The sequence below is a fragment of the Anaerofustis stercorihominis DSM 17244 genome (genome assembly GCF_000154825.1).
Taxonomy (GTDB): Bacteria; Bacillota; Clostridia; order Eubacteriales; family Anaerofustaceae; genus Anaerofustis; species Anaerofustis stercorihominis.
Map to the genome: position 1 here is coordinate 188,141 of NZ_DS560015.1, position 25,303 is coordinate 213,443.

Annotated in this window: 29 protein-coding genes and 1 tRNA gene; 24 read left to right on the forward strand and 6 right to left on the reverse strand. The window is 33.4% G+C overall.

Annotation, left to right across the window (positions count from 1 at the left end; translation table 11 throughout):
* The first annotated feature begins 80 nt into the window (after positions 1-80).
* Complete coding sequence (locus ANASTE_RS00865; RefSeq protein ID WP_007048967.1) at positions 81-677, forward strand: DNA-3-methyladenine glycosylase; 597 nt, start codon at positions 81-83, stop codon at positions 675-677.
* Between the two features lie 664 nt (positions 678-1,341).
* On the opposite strand, the gene ANASTE_RS00870 is transcribed toward ANASTE_RS00865, so the two are convergent.
* Entirely contained in the window at positions 1,342-1,884 is a 543-nt protein-coding gene (locus ANASTE_RS00870; RefSeq protein ID WP_007048968.1) for a beta-class carbonic anhydrase, read from the reverse strand.
* Between the two features lie 324 nt (positions 1,885-2,208).
* Here ANASTE_RS00870 and ANASTE_RS11625 point away from each other — a divergent pair, with 324 nt between their 5' ends.
* From ANASTE_RS11625 to ANASTE_RS00895, 7 genes are all read left to right on the forward strand, one after another.
* Positions 2,209-2,373 (forward strand): ribbon-helix-helix protein, CopG family, encoded by a 165-nt coding sequence (locus ANASTE_RS11625; protein ID WP_083781728.1) that lies wholly within the window; start codon positions 2,209-2,211, stop codon positions 2,371-2,373.
* A 121-nt stretch (positions 2,374-2,494) separates the two neighbouring features.
* Positions 2,495-2,650, forward strand: a complete 156-nt coding sequence (locus ANASTE_RS11825; protein WP_007048970.1) for a hypothetical protein — start codon at positions 2,495-2,497, stop codon at positions 2,648-2,650.
* A gap of 237 nt (positions 2,651-2,887) precedes the next feature.
* On the forward strand, positions 2,888-5,458 hold the full coding sequence (locus ANASTE_RS00875) for a heavy metal translocating P-type ATPase (protein WP_007048971.1): 2,571 nt from the start codon (positions 2,888-2,890) through the stop codon (positions 5,456-5,458).
* 163 nt (positions 5,459-5,621) lie between these two features.
* The gene (locus ANASTE_RS00880; protein ID WP_007048972.1) at positions 5,622-6,011 is read left to right on the forward strand and encodes a hypothetical protein; all 390 of its coding nucleotides are present in this window, start codon (positions 5,622-5,624) and stop codon (positions 6,009-6,011) included.
* Positions 6,012-6,024: 13 nt separating this feature from the next.
* Positions 6,025-6,474, forward strand: coding sequence for a MarR family winged helix-turn-helix transcriptional regulator (locus ANASTE_RS00885; RefSeq protein WP_007048973.1), 450 nt, complete (start codon positions 6,025-6,027; stop codon positions 6,472-6,474).
* The gene (locus tag ANASTE_RS00890; RefSeq protein ID WP_007048974.1) at positions 6,467-6,976 is read left to right on the forward strand and encodes a flavodoxin domain-containing protein; all 510 of its coding nucleotides are present in this window, start codon (positions 6,467-6,469) and stop codon (positions 6,974-6,976) included. The genes ANASTE_RS00885 and ANASTE_RS00890 overlap by 8 nt, the downstream gene beginning before the upstream one ends.
* A gap of 281 nt (positions 6,977-7,257) precedes the next feature.
* Positions 7,258-7,668: a hypothetical protein gene (locus ANASTE_RS00895; RefSeq protein ID WP_007048975.1), complete on the forward strand. Its 411-nt coding sequence runs from the start codon at positions 7,258-7,260 to the stop codon at positions 7,666-7,668.
* Positions 7,669-8,071: 403 nt separating this feature from the next.
* On the opposite strand, the gene ANASTE_RS00900 is transcribed toward ANASTE_RS00895, so the two are convergent.
* Positions 8,072-8,956: a helix-turn-helix domain-containing protein gene (locus ANASTE_RS00900; RefSeq protein WP_007048976.1), complete on the reverse strand. Its 885-nt coding sequence runs from the start codon at positions 8,954-8,956 to the stop codon at positions 8,072-8,074.
* Positions 8,957-9,174: 218 nt separating this feature from the next.
* On the opposite strand from ANASTE_RS00900, the gene ANASTE_RS00905 reads away from it, so the two are divergent.
* The 12 genes from ANASTE_RS00905 (at position 9,175) to ANASTE_RS11830 (ending at position 16,317) form a co-directional block, all read left to right on the forward strand.
* Entirely contained in the window at positions 9,175-9,708 is a 534-nt protein-coding gene (locus tag ANASTE_RS00905) for a PadR family transcriptional regulator (protein ID WP_039944561.1), read from the forward strand.
* Positions 9,708-10,172 (forward strand): hypothetical protein, encoded by a 465-nt coding sequence (locus ANASTE_RS00910; protein ID WP_007048978.1) that lies wholly within the window; start codon positions 9,708-9,710, stop codon positions 10,170-10,172. Before ANASTE_RS00905 ends, ANASTE_RS00910 begins: the two co-directional genes overlap by 1 nt.
* 196 nt (positions 10,173-10,368) lie before the next feature.
* Positions 10,369-10,746 (forward strand): nitroreductase family protein, encoded by a 378-nt coding sequence (locus ANASTE_RS12270; RefSeq protein WP_341271222.1) that lies wholly within the window; start codon positions 10,369-10,371, stop codon positions 10,744-10,746.
* Positions 10,747-10,793: 47 nt separating this feature from the next.
* Complete coding sequence (locus ANASTE_RS12275; RefSeq protein ID WP_256146284.1) at positions 10,794-11,018, forward strand: hypothetical protein; 225 nt, start codon at positions 10,794-10,796, stop codon at positions 11,016-11,018.
* 16 nt (positions 11,019-11,034) lie between these two features.
* Entirely contained in the window at positions 11,035-11,289 is a 255-nt protein-coding gene (locus ANASTE_RS00920; RefSeq protein ID WP_007048981.1) for a TfoX/Sxy family protein, read from the forward strand.
* Positions 11,290-11,474: 185 nt separating this feature from the next.
* On the forward strand, positions 11,475-11,738 hold the full coding sequence (locus ANASTE_RS00925; RefSeq protein ID WP_039944562.1) for a DUF3795 domain-containing protein: 264 nt from the start codon (positions 11,475-11,477) through the stop codon (positions 11,736-11,738).
* Positions 11,739-12,007: 269 nt separating this feature from the next.
* Positions 12,008-12,166, forward strand: a complete 159-nt coding sequence (locus tag ANASTE_RS11630) for an SHOCT domain-containing protein (protein WP_007048983.1) — start codon at positions 12,008-12,010, stop codon at positions 12,164-12,166.
* Between the two features lie 863 nt (positions 12,167-13,029).
* Positions 13,030-14,505: an Ig-like domain-containing protein gene (locus ANASTE_RS00930; protein WP_007048984.1), complete on the forward strand. Its 1,476-nt coding sequence runs from the start codon at positions 13,030-13,032 to the stop codon at positions 14,503-14,505.
* 95 nt (positions 14,506-14,600) lie between these two features.
* A tRNA-Lys gene (locus ANASTE_RS00935) sits at positions 14,601-14,676 on the forward strand.
* 334 nt (positions 14,677-15,010) lie between these two features.
* Complete coding sequence (locus ANASTE_RS00940) at positions 15,011-15,319, forward strand: GIY-YIG nuclease family protein (RefSeq protein ID WP_039944565.1); 309 nt, start codon at positions 15,011-15,013, stop codon at positions 15,317-15,319.
* A gap of 275 nt (positions 15,320-15,594) precedes the next feature.
* Complete coding sequence (locus tag ANASTE_RS00945) at positions 15,595-16,080, forward strand: hypothetical protein (protein WP_007048986.1); 486 nt, start codon at positions 15,595-15,597, stop codon at positions 16,078-16,080.
* Positions 16,081-16,146: 66 nt separating this feature from the next.
* Positions 16,147-16,317, forward strand: coding sequence for a hypothetical protein (locus tag ANASTE_RS11830; RefSeq protein WP_007048987.1), 171 nt, complete (start codon positions 16,147-16,149; stop codon positions 16,315-16,317).
* A 376-nt stretch (positions 16,318-16,693) separates the two neighbouring features.
* Here the strand turns inward: ANASTE_RS11830 and ANASTE_RS00950 are convergent, their stop codons facing one another.
* A complete protein-coding gene (locus tag ANASTE_RS00950) occupies positions 16,694-17,299 on the reverse strand; it encodes a 3'-5' exonuclease (RefSeq protein ID WP_052294574.1) in 606 nt (201 codons plus the stop codon).
* Positions 17,300-17,766: 467 nt separating this feature from the next.
* Here ANASTE_RS00950 and ANASTE_RS00955 point away from each other — a divergent pair, with 467 nt between their 5' ends.
* Both ANASTE_RS00955 and ANASTE_RS00965 read left to right on the forward strand, forming a co-directional pair.
* Positions 17,767-18,840, forward strand: coding sequence for a hypothetical protein (locus tag ANASTE_RS00955; RefSeq protein ID WP_007048989.1), 1,074 nt, complete (start codon positions 17,767-17,769; stop codon positions 18,838-18,840).
* Between the two features lie 447 nt (positions 18,841-19,287).
* On the forward strand, positions 19,288-20,949 hold the full coding sequence (locus ANASTE_RS00965) for a glutamine--tRNA ligase/YqeY domain fusion protein (RefSeq protein ID WP_007048991.1): 1,662 nt from the start codon (positions 19,288-19,290) through the stop codon (positions 20,947-20,949).
* Positions 20,950-21,061: 112 nt separating this feature from the next.
* Here the strand turns inward: ANASTE_RS00965 and ANASTE_RS00970 are convergent, their stop codons facing one another.
* The 3 genes from ANASTE_RS00970 to ANASTE_RS00980 all read right to left on the reverse strand — a co-directional run bounded on the left by ANASTE_RS00970 (position 21,062) and on the right by ANASTE_RS00980 (position 23,196).
* Positions 21,062-21,880: a hypothetical protein gene (locus tag ANASTE_RS00970; protein WP_007048992.1), complete on the reverse strand. Its 819-nt coding sequence runs from the start codon at positions 21,878-21,880 to the stop codon at positions 21,062-21,064.
* A gap of 9 nt (positions 21,881-21,889) precedes the next feature.
* Positions 21,890-22,396 (reverse strand): hypothetical protein, encoded by a 507-nt coding sequence (locus ANASTE_RS00975; RefSeq protein WP_007048993.1) that lies wholly within the window; start codon positions 22,394-22,396, stop codon positions 21,890-21,892.
* Between the two features lie 482 nt (positions 22,397-22,878).
* Entirely contained in the window at positions 22,879-23,196 is a 318-nt protein-coding gene (locus ANASTE_RS00980) for a terminase small subunit (RefSeq protein WP_007048994.1), read from the reverse strand.
* Positions 23,197-23,399: 203 nt separating this feature from the next.
* Here ANASTE_RS00980 and ANASTE_RS11165 point away from each other — a divergent pair, with 203 nt between their 5' ends.
* Positions 23,400-24,713 (forward strand): patatin-like phospholipase family protein, encoded by a 1,314-nt coding sequence (locus tag ANASTE_RS11165; RefSeq protein ID WP_007048995.1) that lies wholly within the window; start codon positions 23,400-23,402, stop codon positions 24,711-24,713.
* Between the two features lie 256 nt (positions 24,714-24,969).
* Positions 24,970-25,221, forward strand: a complete 252-nt coding sequence (locus tag ANASTE_RS00990; RefSeq protein ID WP_007048997.1) for a hypothetical protein — start codon at positions 24,970-24,972, stop codon at positions 25,219-25,221.
* Positions 25,222-25,303 lie beyond the last annotated feature (82 nt).

Consider the following 25,303-nt stretch of genomic DNA (forward strand, 5'->3'; position numbering starts at 1 on the left):
AATAATCGGTTTTTGCCGATTATTTTTATTGATTAAAAGAGTTTTAAGGATAAAATACCTATATAAATAATGAGGTTAATATGAAGTTAAAAAGAGATTTTTATTTGCAGGACTGTGTCAAAGTAGCCAGGGATTTACTTGGGAAGGTCTTTGTTCATGAGACAAAAGAGGGAATTGCGAAAGGGATTATCGTCGAGACCGAAGCTTATAACGGAGCTATAGATAAAGCAAGTCATTCTTATAAATATAAAAGAACGAAAAGGACAGAGATTCAATTTGGATTAGGCGGATATGCTTATGTCTATTTTATATATGGAATGCACTTTAATATCAATATCGTGACCGGAATTGAGGGGGAACCTCAAGGAGTACTTATAAGAGGTATACAACCTACCTACGGAATAGATTTGATGAAAGAGAGACGAAAGACCGATAATTTAATTAATCTTACTAACGGTCCGGCTAAACTTTGTCAGGCTATGGGAATAACAAAAGAGCAGTACGGAATGGATCTGTGTAATTCAAATCTTTATATTGAAGAGGGGATATCTATCGAAGATAAAGATGTCGATATAACCAAAAGAATAAATATAGATTATGCCGCAGAAGATAAAGACAGGCTTTGGAGGTTTTCCATAAAGGATAATCCCTTTGTTTCCATTAAAGTAAAGTCATAAGGGCTGTCGGTCTTTAAACTTACATTAGAGGTTCTCCCCCTAAAACCCCGGTACTTTTTGTCTAACTAAAAACTCTGAAAGAGTTTTAGATATTTTAACAATTGTTAAAATATCACTGTGCAAAGCACAGAAGTCAACATGAACAAATTCGCCTCAGCGATATTTGTGAATAAAAGTAACTTAAAACTCGCAAATTTTGCTAATGCAAATTCGCTCGTGCCCGTTAATGTGCCAAGACACATCTGGATTTTAATAAAATTCAAACCATTTTTCGAATGGGTAAGCAGTCAAAATCTCCGCTCAAGCCGCGGCGGCTTATAGCGACTGTTCCCACCCCGTCAAATGTAATTAAGAAATAAAACTTTTATTATAGAGGTTTGGGGTAGCGATCGTTTCAAAAATCTATGATAGAGATTAAATAAAAAAACTCGCAAATATTGCTAAAGCAAATCCGCTCGTGTAATTCATCAAGCTAAAGCTTGAATAAATTTAACATTTGTTAAATTTATCTGTTCTGACGAACAGCGAATAGTCAAATTCGACCGCATTAAAAGCCATCACGGCGACTGAGTGAAAGATTTTTATCCAATATTTTTATCTTTGGAAAAATATTGGCGGGTTGTAGGGTGGAACCCTACAGAGGAGGTTTAAGGGGAGAAACCCCTTATATATAAACTTCTGAAAGTTCTCCCGTAACGGAATCCATTATAAAGCCTCTTATTACTATATCTTTTGGTATTAGGGGATGAGTTCTTAACATTTCAGTCGATTCTTTTACCGATTCTTCCACACAGTCAAATCCCGCGAGCCATGAATCGAAATCGATACCGCAGTGGCGGATAAAGTTGATTTTCTCTTCTTCTATACCTCTTTCTTTCATCTTTTTTATCATCATATCGCTGTTTATATTCTGTACCCCGCAGTCCGTATGTTCGATTACCATAATTTCTTCTATACCTAGTTCGTATATAGCAACCAAAATGCTCCTTACCACACTTCCGAACAAATGTGAAACCACTCCTCCCGCATTTTTGATTATTTTTACATCTCCGTTTTTTATTCCGAGAGCTTCGGGAAGAAGAGTTGTAAGTCTCGTATCCATACAAGTAAGTATAGCGATTTTCTTATCTGGATATTTGCTTGTTATGTATTTTTCGTACATCTTGTCTTTTACAAATTTTTTATTATATTCAATCAATTCTTTCATTTTATACCTCTTAATATTTGTCGGATGTTTTATCCTCTTTTTATCTTTAAGTAATATTATATATCATTTATTGGTCTATTAAAATAACTTTGATGTTTATTTACTGTTTTTTATACATGTATTTTAAACTAACCATATATTAATCTTTTAATATTTTAAATCAATGATTTTACTCTGTTTATAATAAGATTTAGATGTATTTTCTATAGAAACACCATATATATCATATATATAAATCCTATTTATTATTTACATGATTTATTGACATTCCAAATAAAATAGTATATAATCGTATTATGAGATTCAAAAATGGAGGTGTATCATATGGCTCATAAGAAGTTAGGCAGACCTACCGATAACCCAAAACGTGTACAAGTAACGGTTAGACTGGACGAAGGAAGTTTAAAGATTTTAGATGAATACTGCGAAGAATCAGGTCTTTCAAGAGCAGAAGCAATAAGGGTAGGGATAGGAAAGCTTAAAAAATAAAAAAAGAACGCCCACCAATCCGGCAAAGATTTTCATGTGGACGTTCAACCCCAAAAGGAGTATGTAAATATTATACACTGCATACTTTCTTTTGGCAAGGACAATAAAGGAGGTATTTTTTATGAAAGACTATATTTATTTGGATATTGATTTGGACGAAGAAACCATGCATATATTAAATGCTTACTGTATGCAATATGAAATAACAAAGGATGAAGCAATCAAGCAAATAATAAATAATTCTTATAATGAAAAAAATAAAAAGGACTCTGAATAGGGTCTTTTTTTATTAAATAAAAATATCTTACACGATATAACAAGAAAATATTTGTTTGCAAGGACTAACATGATATAATAAATAAGTAATAAATAGTATAATATAAATATATTAATAAAAATAATTAAAAGAGTATTTTTTATTTCCTATTGACATAATGGGGAACTATGATATACTTTAGGTAAATAATAATTGGCATATGTTAAAAACTATATTTGTTTTTAAAAGGAGCAGAAAATGAAAAAAGAAAAATATGATATAACGGGTATGAGCTGCTCTGCCTGCTCGTCAAGGATAGAAAAGGATCTGTCAAAGCTTGAGGGTGTGGACAGCGTAAGCGTAAACCTTCTTACAAACAGCATGAATGTATCTTACGACGAAAGTACTTTAACCAGCGGGGATATTATTTCTTCTGTTGAAAAGTCAGGTTACGGTGCAATGGTTCATGACGGGAATGATACTGTTCAAAATAAAAAAGAAGACAGTGTCAAAAAGGACAGCGAAGACGAAATAAAATCAATGAAAAACAGATTTATAATTTCACTTATATTCCTAATCCCGCTTATGTATATAGCAATGTACCATATGTTCGACGGATTTTTGGGATTTAAAACTCCCGATTTCATTATGCATTTATTCCATGGAAATGAAAATGCGATTATTTTTGCTTTTGTTCAGTTCCTGCTTGTACTTCCGATAATGTACGTTAACAGGAAGTACTATATAGTAGGGTTCAAGACTTTATTCAAATTAAGTCCCAATATGGACTCTCTAATCGCCATAGGTTCTTCGGCGGCGGTTGTGTACGGAGTATTTGCCATATTCAGGATAGGGTTTGGTCTCGGACATGGAGATATGAGTATCGTAGATAGGTACAGCATGGATTTATACTTCGAATCTGCGGGTATGATACTTACCCTTATTACCCTAGGTAAATACCTTGAAACCAGATCAAAGGGAAAAACCAGCGAAGCAATTACGAAACTTATGAATTTGGCTCCCAAAACAGCCTTAGTCGAAAAGGACGGAGAAGAAATCGAAGTCCTTGCGGAACAAGTAATAAAAGGCGATATAGTAATAGTAAAGCCCGGGAGCAGTATTCCCGTTGACGGAGTCATAGTTTCCGGTTCTACAAGTATAGATGAGTCTATGATAACAGGGGAGAGTATCCCGGTTGAAAAGGCTGAGGGAGATAAAGTAATAGGCGCTACCATAAATAAGTCGGGGTACTTCAAGTTTGAGGCTACGAACGTAAACGAAGATACTACGATAAATAAAATCATAAAACTTGTTGAAGAAGCCAGTTCTTCGAAAGCGCCAATAGCAAAGATAGCTGATAAGATTTCGGGGATATTCGTTCCCGTGGTGATTACCATTGCCGTAGTTGCCGCCGTCGTTTGGATTATCATGGGACAAAGCTTTGAATTTGCACTTTCCATAGGTATAGCTGTGCTTGTTATATCCTGTCCTTGTGCACTCGGACTTGCAACGCCCGTTGCCATAATGGTCGGTACGGGAAAAGGAGCGGAGAACGGTATACTCATAAAATCCGGAGAAGCTCTTGAGATAGCTCACAGTATAGATACCGTGGTAATGGATAAAACGGGGACCATAACAAAAGGGGAACCGAGAGTAACCGACATAATCAATACCGATTTGGATGAAACCGAACTGTTGAAAATAGCAAAGGGACTGGAGAAGTCAAGCGAACATCCTTTGGCGGAAGCTATAATAAAATATACTGATGAAAAAGGAATCGAAGATATAGATACTACTGATTTTGAAGCTGTTTTTGGTAAAGGTGTTAAAGCAAGAATAAATAATAAGACTTACTATGCCGGCAACAGAGCTTTAATGAATGAGCAGGATATAGATATAAGTAAATACGAAGAAACAATAAATACTTTGGCTGACGACGGAAAAACTCCTCTTATTTTCTCTGATGATACAAGCGTTATAGGGATTATCGCAGTTGCGGACGTGGAAAAGGAAACGAGCAAAGAAGCTATAGATCTATTTAAAGAAATGGATATAGACGTGGTAATGCTTACAGGAGATAATAAAAGGACAGCAAAGGCAATACAAAGAAAACTCGGAATTCCTAAAGTTATTTCTGAAGTACTTCCCGATGATAAGGAAGCTAAGATATCGGAAATTCAAAGCGAAGGGAAAAAGGTCGCAATGGTCGGAGACGGGATAAACGACGCTCCCGCTTTAGCTAGAGCGGATGTCGGAATTGCAATAGGTGCGGGAACCGACGTTGCTATAGAAAGTGCAGATATCGTTCTTATGAAAAGTGATTTACTGGACGCCGTTACCGCTGTAAAACTAAGTAAAGCGGTCATCAAAAATATAAAGGAAAATCTGTTTTGGGCATTTTTCTATAACAGCGTAGGTATCCCTTTGGCGGCAGGTGTATTTTACACAGCTTTAGGCTGGAGCTTAAGACCTATGTTCGGTGCGGCGGCAATGAGTCTAAGCAGTGTATGCGTAGTAACCAATGCTTTAAGGCTTAAATTCTTTAAAGTGGAACATGGTAAGAAAACAGCTAAAGGCTATGATACAAATAACGATCAAGTTATAAAAGATGAGGCAGATAACAAAAAGCAGATAGTGATAAAAGGTATGACTTGCTCACACTGTACGTCAGCGGTGGAAAAGGCACTTAAAGATGTAGATGGTGTAGAAGTGGAAAAGGTGGATTTGGACGCTAAATCCGCATATATAACTCTTGATAAGCCTGTAGAGGATAAGATATTAAAAGATGTTATAAAGAATGCCGGATATAAAGTTGTAAAAATAAAATAAATTTTATATATTCCAAAAAACGAGGGTATCCTCGTTTTTTTAATGATTTATTAGGTATGGTGTTTGGATATTTTATTGAAATTTTAAATTATTTTATTGACAAAAATATAAATATGTAATATATTACTTAATATAAGTAATATATTACATAAATGGAGGGGCAATGAAAATTATAAAGAGTTTATTGATTTGGATACTTATTTTTATATTTGCATTTTTAAATGGAGGACTTAGAGAATTTCTTTTAATTCCTTATTTTGGAGAAAAAGTCGGACTTATATTGAGCGGGGCGATCCTTATTTTAACTATAATGATAATATCATTTATTTTTATTCCCGGTCTTAAATTAAAATCTGGTAAAGAAGCTTTTATCATAGGTTTCATATGGTTTTTACTGACAAATTTATTTGATTTGTTCAGTATTTATTCTTCCGGAGGAAACTTTATGGATTTTGTTTCTTTATTTAATATAACCACCGGGAACTTATGGACTGTCGTAGTTATAACAACGCTATTAGCTCCGATAAGTATATATAAAATTAAAACAAATTAGAAAGGGAAGAATTATGAAACTACCGAATTATGATAACGAACATTTGATTTTTGGCTTGTTTTTTATGTTATCAAATAAACTTCAGGTCTTAGGAGACAGTTTTTATGAGGAGATAACGGTAAAGCAGTGGTTCGTTTTAGTCGTTATAGATACATTTAAGGAAGAGTATCCCAGCCTTTCTGATGTGGCAGAGATGGTAGGAAGTTCTCATCAGAATGTTAAGCAGATAGTAAATAAGCTTACAGATAAAGGATATCTTCAAATAGTTAGAGATGAGAATGACAAAAGACGAAGTCTTATAAAAATGACAGATAAGTGCGAAAAACTTCAAAGGGATTATAAAGAAAAGGAAAACGAGTTTATGACAAATCTTTTTAAAGGTACTAAAGACGAGGATTTAAAAAACGTCGTGGAAGTATTCCTTAGATTAAGTGATAATATAGAGGAGATGAAAAATGAATAAGATAATGTTGATTTATGCTTCAAAGCATGGCAGTTCTAAGGAATATACCGATATGATAGGAAATGAACTTAATATCAAAGCAGTTGATATAGATGAGTTTGATTCCGTTAAAAAAGAAGATTTTGATACTATTATTTTTGTATCCGGTGTTTATGCTTCAAAGATAAACAAAATCGATAAAATAAAAAATGTATTTAATAATTTTAAAAATATAATAATTTGCCCCGTAGGGTTCAGTGAATATAATGAAAATACAAAGAAAAATATTGAAAGTAATTTTACAGAAGAGGAGCTGAACAAGATAAAAATATTCTATCTCAGAGGTGCTTTTGACTATTCTAAACTATCGTTTATGGAAAAAATGATGATGAACATGATGAAAAAGATGTTAAAAAAAGACCCCGGCGAGCATAAGGAAATGCTGGATGCCTTTGATAAGCCCATTTCATTTGTAAGTAAAGATAATATAAAAGATTTGACAACATATGTGAAAGAAATATAATAGTGTGATATATTATAGGATTTGTTGTTAATTATCATTTAAGAGGGATTTATTATTAAATATAATAAGTCTTTTCTTTTTATCAATAAGAAAATAATGCATGTTTAAAATATATGTTAATCTTTGTAAATAACAATATATTAAATTAATCTAAATTGATTTAAAGAAAGTTTTGCGGACAGAACTTGTGACAAAAATAGTATTAATATTATTTGATTGACAATACAGAGTATTGAAAGTAGTATTATATTAAGTAAAATGTTGATAAAAGGGGAAATAAAATGAGAAAATCGGAATTGACCGCTACATTTAAAAGTGATATAAATACAGTGTGGAACGTTGTGACAAATAACAAAGATTTTTCTTGGAGAAGTGATTTAGACAGGATAGAGGTGCTTGACGAAGTAAATTTTGTTGAATATACCAAAGACGGATTTTCCACCTGTTTTAAAATAACGACAAAAGAAAAACCTTATTTATACAAGTTCGATATGGAAAATAAAAATTTTAATGGGGTATGGGTCGGAAAGTTCAGAGAAACGGAAGACGGCGGTACAGAAATAACATTTATCGAAGAGATTTATATAAAAAGTAAAGTCATGGAAGTATTATCTCATTTATTTATGAATTTAAAGAAAATGCAGAATACTTATGTTAAAGATTTGAAAGTTAAGCTTGGGGAAGATGAATAAATTACTTTTAAAAGGATAAAAAATAAGGGAACTTACAAATACTGCTTATACAAATCCTCTGTACAGAGAATTAAAAAATCCTGTTATTTGGGGCTAAAGCTTAAATAAATTTACTTTTGTTAAATTTATTTGTTCTAACGATCGATCAATAGTCAAAATATCTTATATGTTTAAATCAATATTTAGTTTTAATTTTAATGTTATTGTTTTCGTATTTTATAATTTAAAGTCTTATAAATAAAATAATTCAAAAAAAGACATACGTTATAATAATGCATGTCTTTTTTATTATTTACTAAATCTAATTACTATGAGTTATTTATTATTATCATAAAGTCAATTATATTGCAGATTTATCTATTTGATTTATTTAATCTTTAAGTCATTTAAGATAAAGCAGATGTTATTTAGTGTATTTATTTATAATAAGCTCGCTTCCTATTCCAGACAGTTCAATCAAATTTTTGCTTTGTTGGATAAGTTCAATTTCTTCTGTTGGCTGGTTGTTTAAATTAAAACAGATATTATTACTTCTGCCTTTTTTATTTATATTAAATGTGCTATTTGTCGGGATATTTAATTTTGATGTTGCCTTGATTTGATTTATATCGATCCTTCCATTAAATTCATTATAAGTGATGTTCATATCATTTGAACAATTAAGTTCAAGGTGTCCGTAATAATCGTAAACGAATATGTCTTCGAATTTTCCGTCTGCTTCAATACCTTTGTCCTTCAAGTCTTGGATTTTTAATATATCACATATAGTATAGATTTCTATTTTATTGCACAGTTCATATGGAATATAAATCAATACAGAAAGCTCGTCTTTTGCTTCTGACATTGTGATTTCTCCGATTTTTTTTATTTCAACATCTATACTTCTTTTATTTTCATCTATCTTTACTTTAAAGTGTTTCTCTATATCATCTATTGTATTTGAAGCAAGCTTTACAATAATTTTTTCTCCGCTTACACCTTTTAAAACGACTTCCGACACCTCGTTTATATTTATGTCGTAATCAATGATATTTTCAATATCATACTTTGTTTCACTTGAATATAAAAAATCTTTTTTATTATTGATATTCTTTTCTTCTTTTAAAAGTTCGTCTATGGAAATATCAAATTCCTTTGGTATCCTAATTATATTATCTATATCGGCTATACCGCCTTCTGTTTCCCATTTTGTTATAGCCTGTCTTGATACTCCAATCTTTTCCGCAAATTGTTCCTGAGACAAGTTTAATTTTTTTCTTATTTGTTTTAGTTTTTGTGAAAATTTCATTTTATCTCCTCCTGTGTTATGACTTAAGTATAGATAATTATATTTTTATAACAAGCAAGCATAGTTTACATTCCTATAATTCTATGCTACTTAACGTAGCATTTCTTTGTTTAAGTATAAGGAAATCACCGTTTATTATCAATAGGAAGAAAACGGTATTGACTCTTACTATACTTTATAGTATTATTGCTACTATAAAGTATAGTAAGGAGGGGGCTATGTCGGCAATAGATTTAATAATACTCGGAATGATAAAAGAAAAACCGATGAGTGCTTATGACCTTCAAAAGAATGTTGAGTACAGACATATTTCAAAATGGGTAAAGATAAGTACTCCTTCCGTATATAAAAAGGTTATTACCCTGGAAGATAAAGGATATATAAATGGGAAGACCGATAATGAAAACAGTACACTGGGAAAAGTCATTTATTCCATTACTGATAAGGGAAATGATTATTTTATTTCTTTGATGAAAAAGACGAGTGAAAAAATGGTAAATGTATTTCTTGATTTCAATGCGGTGATAGTTAATTTAAACAATATTGATAAAGAATTGGGATTATCTTTAGCGGAAAATATAAGTAAAGAAATAGATAGATATTATTCTGTGGTAGATAAAAAGATTGAGGAGAGAGAACATATACCTTTTACCGGAAAGACGATATTAAAACAGCAGCTGATGGTTGGGGAAGCATTGAAGGAATGGAGCGATGAATTTATAAAAACTTATAGACAAGAGGGTGAGAAATAATGCCTCAGGTCACAAAAGAGGGAAAGTATATCTTTGGATGGTCTGTTATAAAAGAAGATTACACGTTAAATATCCCAAGTATGGCTATGGAAGAATATGAAATGGTAAAAGAGGATAAGGTTTTTATATTTTCCGGAAGCAAGTCGACAGGCGGATTTTGTGTTACCAGAAAAGGACTTCTTAAAAATTCAAAGTTAAGAGGAATTCTTTATGATAATCCTCGGTTAATGAATTATGAACTAAAAGAAGGGGAGCTTATCAAATATAAAGGGAGGAGTTATGCTTATTTGAATATCAATGACGGAGAAATCAAGATTTCAAAAGATATGATAGATAAGCTAGATTTAAAGTCAGGCGATAAACTTCTTTCAATAAGAAGCAGTGATATTGCATTTACGATGGGACTTAAAGGTCAGCTTATCGAAAGGGCAAAAAATTATGAGGGATATATAGAAGTTTATTAAATATTCGTAAGTAAGATATAAATATTATTATCTCGGGGCACTACGCCTCGCTTCGCGAGATTCCGCGCCCCTTAGTTAAACAAAATAAACTTATAAGGAGTAAAAAATGAAAGATTTATATAACATGATTTTCAAGAGGAAATCTATAAGGAAGTTTGATAAAAAGATTAGTATATAGAATGAGGAAATAAATATAATAAAAGAACATTTCACACAAATCAAACCCTTGATAGAAGATATAAAAGCAGAGTTTAAAATAGTGAGTAATGATGAAACCACTTCAAAAAGAGGAGAATACAGTATACTTTTCTACATCGAAAATAAGGATAATTATTTGCTTAATGCAGGTTACATGATGGAGCAGGTTGATTTATTACTGTCCGAAATGAATATAGGTGCTTGTTGGTATGGTATGGCAAAGGCTAAAGAGACTAAACAAAATGATATGGAATTTGTAATAATGCTTTCCGTCGGCAAATGCAGAGAAGATGATTTCAGAAAGAGTATAAATGAATTCAAACGTAAAGATTTAAGCGTTATCTTAAAGGGAGATATGTATACACTAACGCAGTAAAAAATGCGGGACTTGCTCCCAGTGCATGCAATTCACAGCCTTGGAGGATAGTAACTAGGGAAGACAATATTAAAGTATTTAAAAAAGATAAAATGAAGTCTTTTATTCCCGGAACAAACCTGCCATTTTACAACAACATAGATATGGGGATACTTCTTTATTTCTTGGAATTATCTTTGAAACATGAAGGTCTGGACTTTAGCAGAAATATATTTAAAGAGAGTGAATCGGAAGACGGACTTATAAAAATTTGCGATTATAAAGTAATATAATGACGGAGGTAACATTATGGGTAAATTAAGCGAAATGCCGAACATAGGAAAAGTAGTGGAAGAACAGCTTATCAAAGCGGGGGTAGATACTCCCGAAAAGCTGATAGAAACGGGAAGCGAAGAAGCATGGATAAAGCTAAAGGCGATAGACCCTTCTTCATGTTTGATGAAGCTCTACGGACTTGAGGGCGCAGTAAGAGGAATAAAGAAAAAGGATTTACCTCAGGATGTAAAAGATAAATTAAAAGAATTTTATAGTAATTATAAATAAAAATAATTAAGGTAAGAGATTTTAATAGTTTGGAATGCAGATTATATTTTTATACTTCGTAAATTTTACCGAAATTTCAGTTAATTCTGAGGTTTATGTCAGAGTTTTAAAAGTCTTTTGCTGCAGCTATGAACAGAGTTTGTTAATAAATATTATATAAATAGTTATAAATAGGAGATAAAGAAATATATGAATCGAGATGCGGAGTACCGTGCAGTGAATGCGAAAGAAAAGAAGACGTAGACTGTATCGGGTGCTTAAATATGGAAAAGCCTTTTTGGGGCGGAGATTGTCACGTGAAGAAGTGTGCGGAGGATAAAGATTATCATCACTGCGGGGAGTGCAAAGATTTTCCCTGCGAAGTCGTAAGCACTATGGGTACTGAAATGGGTTTTGATCCAAAGCCCAGATTGGATAATTTAAAAAAGTGGAGAGATGAAGAAAAGTAAAAATATATAATAATAAACGGATACTCTCAATATATACTTTTATATATTTAATTATTTATTACGAAGAATGTTATGGTTATAGCAATACAGTAAATGATAATATTGAAACGGCTGAAAAAGAGATATGAATCATAGGGTTTTATCAATGATTATAGCTAGATGAGTGATATTAAAAGTGTAAATTTTGAAACTCCTCAGCAAATAGAAAAAAGAGTTACAGCTACCAGACTTTTGGCTCTCGGTGTATTTGCATTCGCTTATAAATATTTATGCTAAATATAAAAAAACATCAGGATAATGATAGCAATGTCAGCGTAAATGCTGATGATAGTATAGCAAAAGTTAAAAAATTAAAAGAACTGTTGGATATTGGTGCTATAACTAAAGAAGAATTCGAAAATAAGAAAAAAGATATTTTAGGGTTATAATTAAAATGTAATATATTAGATATTAAGAGTATGTAAGTTATTGCATACTCTTTTTTTAGTCCATTACTCGTTAATTACTTAAAATAGTTATTTGCTTTAAGTTAAGAAATAACTTTCTTTATAAATGAGGAGGAATAGCGTTTTTTTACAAAATGTGTGCTGCGGGTTAATATCCTGCACATGATTCCAAAGACTCAGTCTATTATAAATTGTGTAAGGACTTCAGTCTTTTTGAACTATATTTCTCTAAAAAAATATTCACCAAAAACTATCGATATAGATATTATATAGGTATAAATATCGGTCGGAATGCGGTAAAAATAAAAAAAATTTCGAAAAAAAATATTTTACTTTGATTTTAAATGAAAAATGCATAGAAAAAGAAGTGCAAATTCAGTTGATATAAAATCAAAAATAGTTTTTATATCATAAAAAAACCGAATTATTAAAATCTCCGAGATACTTTTAATAAAAGAAGTTCTGAGGGGTAATGAAATTTAAGAGATATTGATTTATTGATATTTATATTATTTGAAACATAAGATTTAAGTAAAGAAAAAATCCTTTAAGAAAATAGTATAAAATCCGACAAAATTTTACAAGAAATACACCCTGATTTGACTCAAAACGGGGGGTAAAATTTGACAAGGGTATGAAAATTTTATATAATGGCAAAACATATATTTAAAAGATTAAGAAAAAATTAAGAATTCCATGCGGGATTTTAAGAATTTTAAGAGGGAAATTTTTATTAAGCGAACTGAGGGGTTTTAATAATGAGAATTGGAAATTTGAAAAAACAATGTATTTGCATTCTGATAACTATGACTTTATGCCTAAGCTTTATTTGTAGTGCAAATAATATGATTTTTGCGTATGAGACGCAGGATGGGTCTGTTAAGCCCGTCGAGAACGGTAAAAACGAATTTAATACAAAAGAGAATAATAGGGAAGCCAACACTGAAGCGACCGAAGAGAATAATAACTCTAAAGCCGATAAAAGCGCGCTTCCTATTTTAGTGTCTTCGATCAAGGTAGGTGATACTTCAAAAAGCGTTTATGAAGGAGAAAGCTTTAAGATTGACCTAAGCGTAAGTCCGAAGAATGCACAGAGTATAGACTCCATAAAGTGGTCAAGTTCGGATACTTCTGTAGCTACCGTAGACCAAAACGGAAAAGTCAGTGCTAAAAATATCAACACAAAGGATATGATAAAAAAGGGTATCACTTACAGAGATGCCGTTATAACCGCATACAGCGATAACGGAGTAAAGGCGAGCTGTAAAGTAAGAGTAAAAGTAAAGCTAAAGGATATAACACTCAAACCGAGTTCACAGCAGTACGGCAAAGACCATGTAGTGCTTCAGACCAACAAAAACAAGTCCACTACTTTAAAAGTGCAATTTACACCGAGCAATGCCTACAATAAAAGTTATAAATTAAATTATTCAAATAAAAGTTTTTCTGTAAAGAAGACGAGTGCAGATACCTATAAAGTGACCGCAAAGAGTACAAAGAAACCATATGCAACATATTTCAGCGTTTCTTCCTCGCAGAGCGACAAAATAAGCGATAAAAAGAAGGTCAGTGCGTATAAAGTCGCAACTTCCATAAAAGTTTCAAATAAAAAGCGTATAAAAGCTTCTGTAAGGAAGCATAATATAAACGTTGGAAGGACGCTGACCCTTAAAGCGAGCTCTTATCCGAAAAGTGCAAACAACAAATCCGTAACGTGGAAGAGTTCAAATCCAAAAATTGCCACGGTAAATTCAAAAGGAGTGGTAAAGGGAAAGAAAAAGGGAACTGTCAAAATAACCGCTTACGCAAAATACAATAAGAGTGCAAAGAAGACTTTTACCGTGAAAGTCCACACTCCCGTTAAGATGTCTTGGCCCGTTGGGAAAAGTGCGGGTAAAAAGAGATATAACGTAGAGAGTCTTTACGGTGGAAGCAGAGGTCACAAAGGCGTGGATATAATCGTCGGAGTAAAGAGTATATATCCTGCGGCTAAGGGAAAGATAGTCAAGGTTGCAAATAACGGAGGCTGGGGAAAATATATAGTTATAAAACATCCCGGCGGCGGAAAGACTTTATATTCTCACATGAGTAAGTTTTCCAAAAATGCAAAGGTAGGAAAGACAGTTTCGACAAAGACTTATCTCGGTAAATCGGGAAGAACCGGAAGGGCTACATGTTCCCATCTTCATTTTGAGATAATGAATAAGAAAGGCAAAACTTTCAGTGCAATAAAGAAAGCCTCAGGTAAAGACAATCACAATGCACCTTTCAAGAAAAAAGGAAGTAAATATGTTTACGATCCGGATTTCATTTGGCAGTAAAAAATAGAGTGAAAAAAATTAAAAAAAATTGAAAAAAGGTATTGACATAATTTGGTTGTTTTAGTATACTAATTAAGCTGTCAGAGACAGTGAATGACCCAGTAGCTCAGTTGGCAGAGCACTTGACTTTTAATCAAGGTGTCCGGAGTTCGAATCTCCGCTGGGTCACCATTTTAAGAAAGCTCAAAGCCTTTGAAATAAAGCGTTTCAAGGCTTTTTTTATTTTTATGATAATTACACATTTTGTGATATTTTCTAATTTGAGCCACTTCTGAGCCACTTATTTTTTAAACCGCTTTTTTATTTTCTTCTTTAAATTCAAAATAGTCATTTAATTTTCCTTTGGTGTTTTCCGATTTGTTTTTCATGTTAATAATCAATATTAATTTGAATTGATTTTATTTGCTTTTTATTTCATAATCAAATCATTTAGAACACAAACATCCCCATTTACACCTTATTAAAAACATGCTAATATATTTTAAACTGAAAAGAAGGAGAAACCATGTACTACATATACATGCTAAGATGTGAAGACAATTCCATATATACCGGCATAACAACAGATATCAATAAGAGGATGAACGAACATTTCACAAGGAATGAAAAATGTGCAAAGTATACTATGACGCACCATGCGAAGAAGCTTGAGAGCTATTTTACATGCGAAAACAGGAAAAGTGCGTCTAAGCTTGAGTATCATATAAAAAGGCTTAAAAAGGCGGATAAGGAAGCGCTTATCCGTGAGCCCGAAAGGCTGGGAGAGATCGTCGGAGATAAGGTGAACGAAGGGGATTATAATGTAATAATATAAATTTTCTTTTTTAAAAAGAAATATTAACGAGTTAATGTTCATAAAAGCTTTTTAGTAAAGCAATTAACGGAAATTTACAATTATATTTGATATGAACTTGTAAATTTCCATTTGTTTTTAAATTGAAAATTCTTTAAATTTAACGACAAGTCAAGAATTTCCAAGTTTTAGCAGAGAACTGCTTTCGTTTTCCTTTGTAAAAATAAAAAACAAATAATTGAATAATCTTTTTAAAAAGACAAAAAATAACACTAATTAAATACGGGAGTGTTATTTTGGAAGAAATATTTTTAAAATTAAAGGGAAAAGACATAAAGATTTATTCTTTTACGGACAGAAGTGTTTCTCTGGGAGATATACTTGAAAAATGCGGCGGAGAATTGACCGAGAAAAGCGGTAACGTTTATAAAAGCGTGGTGTTTCTGGATAAGATAAACAGAAAAGACAAGATTTTTAATCTTAAGAAGGCTCTTAATTCTTCCGACCTTATTTTGATAAATTCGTCGAGAAACATGGGTATAGACCAGATGAACATTGAATCCATAAGCTACGGCATAGACGAAAAGTCGACTATCACTCTTTCAAGTATAAGCGATATCGAAGACGAAGAGCCGATAATCTGTATACAAAGGAGCTTTAATTCCCTGTTCGGAAATGAATACGAGCCTATGGAAATCAAGGTGGATAACGTGTTCGGCATAAAGGACCTTGAAACTTATGTGGGGGTAATGTCGATTAAGATAATATTAGAACTTGATTAAATGTTTGAGTTTTTATTTTTCATGTTGTATAATTAATAATATAAAGTTGTAAGAGAGGACGAACGTATGGAAAATAACAATACAAGTAAAATTATTTTAGCATCTATAGTGGGTTCGGTGATGATAGTGGGAGCCCTTGGAACGTATTTATATGCGAAGGATAGAATAAACAAAAAGAAACTTGGCGGAAAACTTATAAAGGTGGATTATAACTATTCAAAGGAATTTGATGATTAGTATATCCTAAAATGAACATATAGGGAATTGTCCCTTAAACTCTAAAAGCCGGTCGGAGATTTCCGACCGGCTTTTTTTGTAAAGCTGAGTTTCATTCATAATCAAAGAGCTTTTTTAACTGTTATTGATATTGCTTGTTAAATGATTTCTGTTAACTTTTTTAATTATGTGAATGAGTTATTGTTTGTTTTATAAAATATTATTAAAATGATATATGGTTGATTAAGATACTTGGATTTTTTGTAGTATTGTTTTTATATAAAATAGTCATAACTTTTATTAAAAAAATCTTTATATAATTGTTTAAACAGCCTCTTTACTGATTTTCAAATACCTTTAAAGCAAATTGTGAGGAGAAAAACCCCGCAAGATAAAATCACAGATTAAATATCATCTTATAAACACTTACATCTCCGTACTGAGCTATGATGGTTTCCCTGTACTTTTCAAAGCAGTGATGTGCGTCGATACAGTCCGAAACCGCTCTGTGCTGCTGGTCTACTTTTATACCGAGTTTCTTCAGTACTGTTTCCAGCTTGTGGTTTTCAAATTCCGGACTGAGTTTCCTTGATATTTTAAGTAAATCCACATAGTCGTTGCTTAGATAAAAATCACTGTAACGTTCGTAATTGTCGTATAAGAAGTTTATATCGAAGTTTACATTATGACCGAGGAGTATCTCCCCGTCGATAAATTCGTTGAACCTCGGTATCACATCTTCTATTTGGTCAGCACCCTCTATCATCGCTTCGTCTATCCCCGTAAGTTTTCTGATTTCAGGGCTTATGATATCTTTCTTCGGACTTACGAAGGAAGAGAATTCGTCAACTATTTTTCTGTCTCTTACCTTTACGGCTCCGACTTCTATTATCTCGTTTTCGTCGGGATTCAGCCCTGTGGTTTCTATATCTATTACCGTATAGTCTTCGGGAAAATCGAACATATCTTTTCCCTTATATTTTCTATATTTAAAATCCATCATGATATTCATCTCCTTATCTTTATATATCTTTAATTAAATTATAATCATTTTAATTTAAAAGTCGATAGTTTACGACAAAATACTACAAAATCGATCCTTGTTTTTATACTTTTTGATATATTTTTGATTTAGTATTTTCTTATATGATAAAGTTTTATAATTTATTCAAATACTTAGATTTATTTAAGTCAAATGGGATGATGTAAAGCTGGAATAATAGGCATAAAAAAGTATTATATTTTAAATGTCCATATATCCTTTTTATTTATTATCATACATACAAATAAATCCTTTGATTTTACTTCTTTGTGACTATATCGTTTTTTGTTTTGATTTAATACCATTATCTTCAGACATATACTCAGACCTTTTTATAAATATGGAGCAAAGGTATTTTAGATTATTTTATTATCCCTCATACACATAAAATATGTATTTCCCATAAGATAGTGTGGGAGGATAAATAAATGGATAGTTTTTATATTGAAGGGATAATATCTTTCTTGGAAATTTTGGTGCTGGCTCTTATTTTTTCCGGCATAGTAATGTTCGCTACTGAATTTACCAAGAATATATTTAAAAAATTTAACATAAGTTCATGGATATTTGTGATTATATCTCTTATAATCAGCACAGCAGTCTGTATGGGGCTTGTAAAGACCTTTATGGACGGGATACTTAGTACGGGAGACGGGATATGGCTTACATTCCTGACTTGGCTTGGGAGCAACGGGATGTTTCGTTACCTTGAAGACAGCAATACTTTTCTCGGAAAATTGGTAAAAAGCTTCAGCTCCTATTATTTGGACGAAATAGAAAAACAGGCAGGAATATCACCAGGTTTGTCCGATAGGGATGATGAAGGCGTTGAAAACGGCGGAGCTGACGGTGAGGATGACATAACCGATGCTGAAGTAAGCGACGAAGACGACAGTGATACGGGTAATGATTCCAATGATGAAACCGACGGAGATGAGCCTTATATTAAGGGTGATGAAGAAATAGGAAGTGGTTCGGAAATAGGTGAAGATAATACTTCAGATATTAAAGATGACAGCAATGAAAATATCAGAGGTAATATTTATGATGAAATAAATGATAGTGAAAAAGAAGTCATAGAAGAAAATAAAGATTATATTTTGGAAAGAAATGAAGAAGAATATCCTTCGGACACATCGGATATATTTGTAAACGAAAATATCGATGAAGTTGGAAATGGGCTTGAAAGTGATAAAGCTGACAGTGACAGCATAGAAGATGTACAGTCTAGTGAGGGAGATGATACTTCATGGGAAGAAGACGAAAACGTCATAAAAACTCCCGAGGATGAAATGATAGAACTCATAATGAAAGAAGTTTCTGAAAAAAGCGATTTGAATGATGGCACCGGCGAACCGAATGAAGAGATATTATCTCAGTTCAGTGTGACCTGTGACGATGATATAATAAACGAAAATGCTCCCGTACAAAAGGGAGACCTTGTTTTTAATCCGACAACTCAGTCGGAGGCTATGGAAAACAGGGATCTTCGATATGAATAGAGGTATTAAGAAAATCCTAAGACATTTTTTGTGCAAGGTTTTACCTTGCAATCTTTTAGGTTTTGCCCTAAAGGGCAACCATCTTTTTCCTAAAGTCAAAAAAGATGGAAAAAGTCTTCCATTAAAGTCACAGGGATTTTTATGCGGTTGGATAATTGAAGAAACTTGCAAATATTGCTAACGTAAATTTTTTCACAATAAACTAAAGAAATCGTGTTATTTAAAAGTTCTAATGCTAACAGTAAATAGTCAAAATTCGACCGATTTATAAGACGTCATAGTGATTGAGTGATGTACTTTTACCTAAATATTCGGATAGGTAAATATTTTGAAGATCGAAGGTCACAACCAATAGAAATGTTGATTTTTATTAAAAAAAATTTTCTCTTTAATAATTAATAAATTTGTATTATAATGGTAAAGATAAGTACAAAAAGGAGCGTTTAAATGGGGGAGATCAAGTCCAACTTTATAACAAATGAAATAGATAAAGATATAGAAAAGGGAGTATACGATAAGGATGAAATATACACTCGTTTCCCGCCCGAACCGAACGGATTTTTGCATATAGGACATGCTAAGGCTATTTGCATAAACTTCCTTACCGCAAAGAAGTACGGCGGTAAGACAAATCTTCGTTTCGACGATACAAATCCCGCAAAGGAAGATACGATGTATGTAAAATCCATAAAGGAAGATATAAGCTGGCTGGGTTTTGATTGGGCAAAAGAGCTTCATGCTTCCAATTACTTCGATAAGATGTATGCTTATGCGGTGGAACTTATAGAAAAGGGACTTGCATACGTAGATGACCAAAGCTATGAAGAAATGAAGAAAAACAGAGGGAATTTAGCGACTCCGGGAGTAAATTCTCCTTACAGATACAGAAGCGTGGAAGAAAACCTTAAGCTTTTCAAAGAAATGAAAGAGGGTAAATATGAAACGGGCTCAAAGGTGTTAAGAGCCAAGATAGACATGGCAAGCCCTAATATGAACATGCGTGACCCCGCACTTTACAGAGTAGTACACGAGGAACATCACAACACTAAAGACGATTGGTGTATTTATCCTATGTACGACTTTGCTCATCCTATAGAAGACGCTATCGAGGGGATAACTCATTCACTTTGTTCTCTTGAATTCGAAGACCACAGACCTTTATATGACTGGATACTGGATAATCTTGATGATTATAAAGAAAAAAGACCGAGACAGATTGAATTTGCAAGGCTCAACCTTACAAATCAGGTAATGAGCAAGAGGTATTTAAGACAGCTTGTTGACGAAGGATACGTCGATGGATGGGATGACCCTAGAATGCCTACGATTTCGGGTTTTCGAAGAAGAGGGGTCACACCCGAAGCTATCGTAAATTTCTGCGAAGAAATCGGAGTAAGCAAATCCAACAGTCTTGTGGACAGCGGAATGCTGGATCACTTTATAAGAGACGATTTAAAACTCAAAGCAGACAGAGTAAATGCAGTTTTAAATCCGTTAAAACTTACCATTACAAATTATCCCGAAGGCAAAATCGAAATGCTTGAAATGGAAAACAATCAGGATATAGAAGGCGGAGAAAAGAGAGAAGTTCCTTTCGGCAGAGAGCTTTACGTTGAAAGAGAAGACTTCATGGAAGTTCCCGTTAAGAAGTATTTCAGACTGTTCCCGGGTAACGAAGTAAGGCTCAGAGGAGCATATTTTGTTACATGCAATGAAGTGATAAAAGACGAAAATGGAGAAGTGGTGGAACTTAAATGCACATATGACCCGGAAACAAAATCGGGAAGCGGATTTACCGGAAGAAAGGTAAAAGGAACGATACACTGGGTCGAAAGGACAACTGCCATAAAAGCAAAGGCAAGGCTTTTGGAACCTTTATTCAATACCGAAGTATCAAGCGAAAACTTCCTCGATACGGTAAACACCGATTCTCTTAATGAAAGAGAAATATATTTAGAGCCGTTCATGAAAAAAGCTAAAGCGGGAGAGAGGTTCCAGTTCGTTAGGAACGGATACTTCAGCGTTGACCCTAAGCTTACCAAAGAAGATGAACTAGTGTTCAACAGGATAGTCTCCCTTAAATCAAGCTGGAGACCGCCTAAAAAATAGACATTAAGGTGCGCCGGCCCAAAAATAAAAAGGTCTTAGGATTTTCCTAAGACCTTTTTATGCAATATCTTTTAGGGCTCGCCCTACGCCCCATTGTAAGGGACTCCGTCCTTTAATTACTGGTATCAAACCAAATCGGCGTATCTATATTATTAGAGTCCATTTTGGGGTTCGGTCCGATATGTATAAGTTCATCGGAAGAGTTTATGTGGCTTATTGCATGTTTTGAATAGAAGTTTATTCTGGAAAAGTATTTGAATGTGACTTCACAGCCTGTGAATAATCCGCTTACACCGACTTTCTTTGAAAATCCGTCTGAGTTTTCTTCTTTTATTTCCCTAAGCCCTCCCGAGGCTTCCGTTCTGAACAAGGCGTCGTTCACTATCGCTTCAACGGCATTTGATCCGAGTTTATAACCGCTTTTCCCCTGAAGGGTAAATATATAATATCCGTCGGTATCTATGGTGGAAGTATGGACTTCGCCTTCTTTATCTTTATATTTAAATCCGCCGTCGATTATATCCGTAACTTCAAATACTTCACAGCTCATGGTATTGTTTGAAGCCCCGAAGTAAGACAGTATCTCGTCCTTTGTATATACGTTTAGAACGGAAGGTGACACTCCGTGAGGATTACTCTTATCCTTTAAATGAGTTATCAAATCTTTGAGACTTTTTTCTACCTCGCCATCCAAAGTATTTGTTCCTAAGATTTCATATATTTTATTTGTAAGCTTGTTTAGACTTTCCGTCAAGGTTTCTTTATCACTCGTGTTTACTCTGTCTGCTGACAGACTTTTTATGTTTTCGTCATCTAAGTTTGAAAGTGCTTCGATGATGTTATCGATGTCCGCAATAAGTGCGTCGGGTCCGGCTATCCCCGTAGATGCATCTCCTACACTTGCCATAAAATTTCTGTTTTTGATTTTCATATCTGCCTCCTAATAGTAACCGCCGTCGGTACTGAATATCCTTTGATTATAAAGTTCGTATAAAAGTTTTGTGCTGTCGTCATCGGCTCCGTAAAATCTCAGCCTTTCCCTGTATGCACAGTATGCGGAAAGTGCGTCGTGATAACATTCTTTCATCCCCGGTTCATCGTCCTCCGATTTGACTTTATTTGGAAGCAGTACATAAAACAATGTATATCTTCCCATAAGGTCGAACATCACTTCATCTCCCACTTTTATATACATCTTCGTTCTCTTGTTCTGTTCGTTTATTATGTATTTGAGTTTTAACAGAACTCTGTTTATCTCGTCTTTTGCCTTTATCGGATACCACTTGGTGTTAAATGCGAACAGCTCTCTTTTCTTTACTTCTCCCGCATTTATACCCTTTGAGATAATATCCCTTATCCCTTCGTTGATATAGTTTATGCACATCGATTTATCGATTGATTTGTTGCACATCAGCTGTGCGTTTATCCTTATTTCTTTTACGTTCATACATACCTCCTGCTTTTATAAAATTTAAAATTACTTCTTTTTTCTACTGCCGTTTTTTATATTATTTTTAGGATGTCGCCGTAAAGGTCTGCTCATTTTGGCTGACCCAAAACCTTGAAAGGGGTTTTACTATCTCTTTTTGTTAAATCCTTTTGGTACCTCTCTTGACGGGGCGTTTTGTTCATTTAGTGACTGCCCTAAAACTCCTTCAGAGTTTTAGAACTCTTAACTTTGGTTAAGATTTCACTGAGCAAATCTAAGCAGTCAGCGAGATTATGAAATTATGAAGTGCATGGAATACCATTTATGGTCATTTCCCAAGGGTTTCTATGTGCATTTCGGGATCTTGACTACAAAAAATTTGCTATGTTATCGTATGTGTCACCGCCTTTGTTACACAAAAGTTAGTTAGCCTTTTTTCTAAATCTTACGATAGTCAAAAAATAACGGGAAATCAAAGGTACATAGCCCCCTTATATTTTTTAGGTATAATCGCTGATATTTTTGAAATTTACTATCACACTTTCTTCCTCTTCGTCTTTTGCAATTTCTGCAGTATCTTTTTCGAGTATCTTGCTTAGAAGGTCAAGAGCTCTTAACTTGTCGTAAAATTGAAGCTTTAGTTTTCCATTGGTAAATTCCACGGATTTGATGGCTTTGTCTTCAAAATCGAAATCCTTTAGTTCTAGCCCCTCACTCTCCAAAATGACCACGTCAGAAAGATTATGAAAAGCAATTTTCTTAACTTCATCTATAACGTCACTTAATTTCAAGTCTTCTTTTGTCTTATCTTTTTTCAAATAATCCCTCCCTATATAGCAGTACAAAAAAATAAGCACGGCCGTGCTTATTTAATCTAAATGTTATCATCACTATAGAGAAAAAATTCATCAAGTATTTTTACATATTTAAACATTAAAATACAATTAATTTAATATATACTTATTAGATACGCCAAGATATTATGATAAAATATAAATATAAACATTAAGGGGTAACTAAAATGAAATTTGACAGGAATAAGACTTATGCTCTCGCCCTCGGAGGAGGAGGCGTCAGAGGCGCCTATGAAATAGGAGTATGGAGAGCTTTGATAGAAGAAAATATAAATATAAAATCGGTATGCGGTACAAGTATCGGAGCGGTAAACGGAGCTTTGGTAGCTCAAAAAGATTTTAAAAAGGCGATAAAGCTTTGGACAGAGATAACTCCCGAAACCATATATAACAAAGACAGCAACATGGTAGACAGGATAAGGGACATATCCAAGCTGGAAGAAATATTAAGGGCTAATCTGGACGAAGAGAAGATAAGAAAAAGCGATATAGATTTCGGAGTCGTTACTTTTAACCTTACGACTTTGGAGCCTATAATCATATTCAAGGAGGATATGCCAAAGGGCAAGATGATAGATTATATCCTTGCAAGTGCAAATTATCCCATATTTTACAGGCAGGAAATAGACGAAGAGGTCTTCGTTGACGGAGGAGTGTATGATAACCTTCCAAGAGGTCCTTTGGCAGACAGAGGCTACAAGGATATAATCGAAGTAGATATAAATCCTCCTCTAAGCAATATAACAAAGAAAAAAGTCGCAGACGATGTTACCGTTCATACCATAATAAGCAAGCATACTCTCTACGGTCAGTTTTTATTCAACAGCAAACAGCTGAAAGAAAATATAAATAAGGGATATTTGGATACGAAACTATATAATGACGAATATCTCTCAAGTCATTATTATGTCAAAAGACCTATGAACGGTTACGATATATCCCTCAAACCAAGGGATATATCAAGGCTTATAATGGATGACAGATTTTCTAATTTCTTTATAAGCGACAAGAGGATAAAAAGTTATATAGAGTTTATCAACGATTACTATAAAGATAAGAACGGATACGACTATGGTGATATACCCATAAGAGATGAAAGATTTTTTATGGCGGCACTTGAAATAACCGCGGACGTTGTTGGTCTTGAGCCTATAAAAGAGTATTCATACGAAGAATTCAGACTTGAAATAATAAGAGAAGTAAATGAACTTATATTAAACGAAGAGAAGATATCTTCACTTCTCGACGGGGGGATATTCAACCTCGCAATGAGTGCGGATATGAATTTCGAAAAGAAAACACTTCTTTCTCTGCTCATCTTTGCAAGCAACAGGAGTTCTCTTATCGAATCTATTTTATATACGACTTCACCTAAAATAACCATAGCATTCATTACATCTTTTATAATAATGAACAGACTGAATTATGATGATTTTTCTCTCATGCCGAAGATTATCAACAAAGAAAAAGCCGATTTTTAAGGCTAAAACCCGAAATATCCCGAAAGTTATCAACATACTAACAGGTTATCCACAGTTTTCCACAATAAAACATGGATATTTCGCATTTTGAACGTTTTTTGTTATTTATTACATTTTTGATGATATTTGTAGGGGGGGTATATGATATTTATAAGGGGCAGAGCCCCTTACAATGGGTCATACCTCTAATATATTTTGTTGTATTGAATAAAAAGTCATGATATAATTGTTAAAAATATATAGGCGAGGTAAAGATATGATAGACGAAGCTTTGGAAATCATCGAAGATTATTTGAACGGTGAAAGCGATACCGATGATTTCAAGACGGACATTGCGGTACTTGTGGATATGGACTATTCCGATATGAAAGAAGAGAACGAAGAGGCAGCCGATTTGATAGCATCGGATTTACTCGATATATTAAATGATCATGAAGACGGGAGCTGTCTGATGAGTTTCATGGAAAAGGTAAACGATGTTTATGAACGTATAAAAGAGGTGCTTTAAGATCTGTCAAATCTTAAATATTTAATTTTTCGTGGGTTAAATGACTCATTTCAAAAATCTTTTAATTATAATAATATTTAAA

What these genes read in the sequence shown, in the direction of transcription:
- ANASTE_RS00920 (WP_007048981.1), top strand. Translation starts at nt 11,035, where the DNA reads ATGGGTAAATTAAGCGAAATGCCGAACATAGGAAAAGTAGTGGAAGAA.
- ANASTE_RS00940 (WP_039944565.1), top strand. Translation starts at nt 15,011, where the DNA reads ATGTACTACATATACATGCTAAGATGTGAAGACAATTCCATATATACC.
- ANASTE_RS00890 (WP_007048974.1), top strand. Translation starts at nt 6,467, where the DNA reads ATGAATAAGATAATGTTGATTTATGCTTCAAAGCATGGCAGTTCTAAG.
- ANASTE_RS11825 (WP_007048970.1), top strand. Translation starts at nt 2,495, where the DNA reads ATGAAAGACTATATTTATTTGGATATTGATTTGGACGAAGAAACCATG.
- ANASTE_RS00955 (WP_007048989.1), top strand. Translation starts at nt 17,767, where the DNA reads ATGGATAGTTTTTATATTGAAGGGATAATATCTTTCTTGGAAATTTTG.
- ANASTE_RS00865 (WP_007048967.1), top strand. Translation starts at nt 81, where the DNA reads ATGAAGTTAAAAAGAGATTTTTATTTGCAGGACTGTGTCAAAGTAGCC.
- ANASTE_RS00905 (WP_039944561.1), top strand. Translation starts at nt 9,175, where the DNA reads ATGTCGGCAATAGATTTAATAATACTCGGAATGATAAAAGAAAAACCG.
- ANASTE_RS00965 (WP_007048991.1), top strand. Translation starts at nt 19,288, where the DNA reads ATGGGGGAGATCAAGTCCAACTTTATAACAAATGAAATAGATAAAGAT.
- ANASTE_RS00885 (WP_007048973.1), top strand. Translation starts at nt 6,025, where the DNA reads ATGAAACTACCGAATTATGATAACGAACATTTGATTTTTGGCTTGTTT.
- ANASTE_RS00950 (WP_052294574.1), bottom strand. Translation starts at nt 17,299, where the DNA reads ATGATGGATTTTAAATATAGAAAATATAAGGGAAAAGATATGTTCGAT.
- ANASTE_RS00895 (WP_007048975.1), top strand. Translation starts at nt 7,258, where the DNA reads ATGAGAAAATCGGAATTGACCGCTACATTTAAAAGTGATATAAATACA.
- ANASTE_RS00990 (WP_007048997.1), top strand. Translation starts at nt 24,970, where the DNA reads ATGATAGACGAAGCTTTGGAAATCATCGAAGATTATTTGAACGGTGAA.
- ANASTE_RS11630 (WP_007048983.1), top strand. Translation starts at nt 12,008, where the DNA reads ATGCTAAATATAAAAAAACATCAGGATAATGATAGCAATGTCAGCGTA.
- ANASTE_RS11165 (WP_007048995.1), top strand. Translation starts at nt 23,400, where the DNA reads ATGAAATTTGACAGGAATAAGACTTATGCTCTCGCCCTCGGAGGAGGA.
- ANASTE_RS00875 (WP_007048971.1), top strand. Translation starts at nt 2,888, where the DNA reads ATGAAAAAAGAAAAATATGATATAACGGGTATGAGCTGCTCTGCCTGC.
- ANASTE_RS11830 (WP_007048987.1), top strand. Translation starts at nt 16,147, where the DNA reads ATGGAAAATAACAATACAAGTAAAATTATTTTAGCATCTATAGTGGGT.
- ANASTE_RS00900 (WP_007048976.1), bottom strand. Translation starts at nt 8,956, where the DNA reads ATGAAATTTTCACAAAAACTAAAACAAATAAGAAAAAAATTAAACTTG.
- ANASTE_RS00910 (WP_007048978.1), top strand. Translation starts at nt 9,708, where the DNA reads ATGCCTCAGGTCACAAAAGAGGGAAAGTATATCTTTGGATGGTCTGTT.
- ANASTE_RS11625 (WP_083781728.1), top strand. Translation starts at nt 2,209, where the DNA reads ATGGCTCATAAGAAGTTAGGCAGACCTACCGATAACCCAAAACGTGTA.
- ANASTE_RS00870 (WP_007048968.1), bottom strand. Translation starts at nt 1,884, where the DNA reads ATGAAAGAATTGATTGAATATAATAAAAAATTTGTAAAAGACAAGATG.
- ANASTE_RS00880 (WP_007048972.1), top strand. Translation starts at nt 5,622, where the DNA reads ATGAAAATTATAAAGAGTTTATTGATTTGGATACTTATTTTTATATTT.
- ANASTE_RS00970 (WP_007048992.1), bottom strand. Translation starts at nt 21,880, where the DNA reads ATGAAAATCAAAAACAGAAATTTTATGGCAAGTGTAGGAGATGCATCT.
- ANASTE_RS00975 (WP_007048993.1), bottom strand. Translation starts at nt 22,396, where the DNA reads ATGAACGTAAAAGAAATAAGGATAAACGCACAGCTGATGTGCAACAAA.
- ANASTE_RS00930 (WP_007048984.1), top strand. Translation starts at nt 13,030, where the DNA reads ATGATTTTTGCGTATGAGACGCAGGATGGGTCTGTTAAGCCCGTCGAG.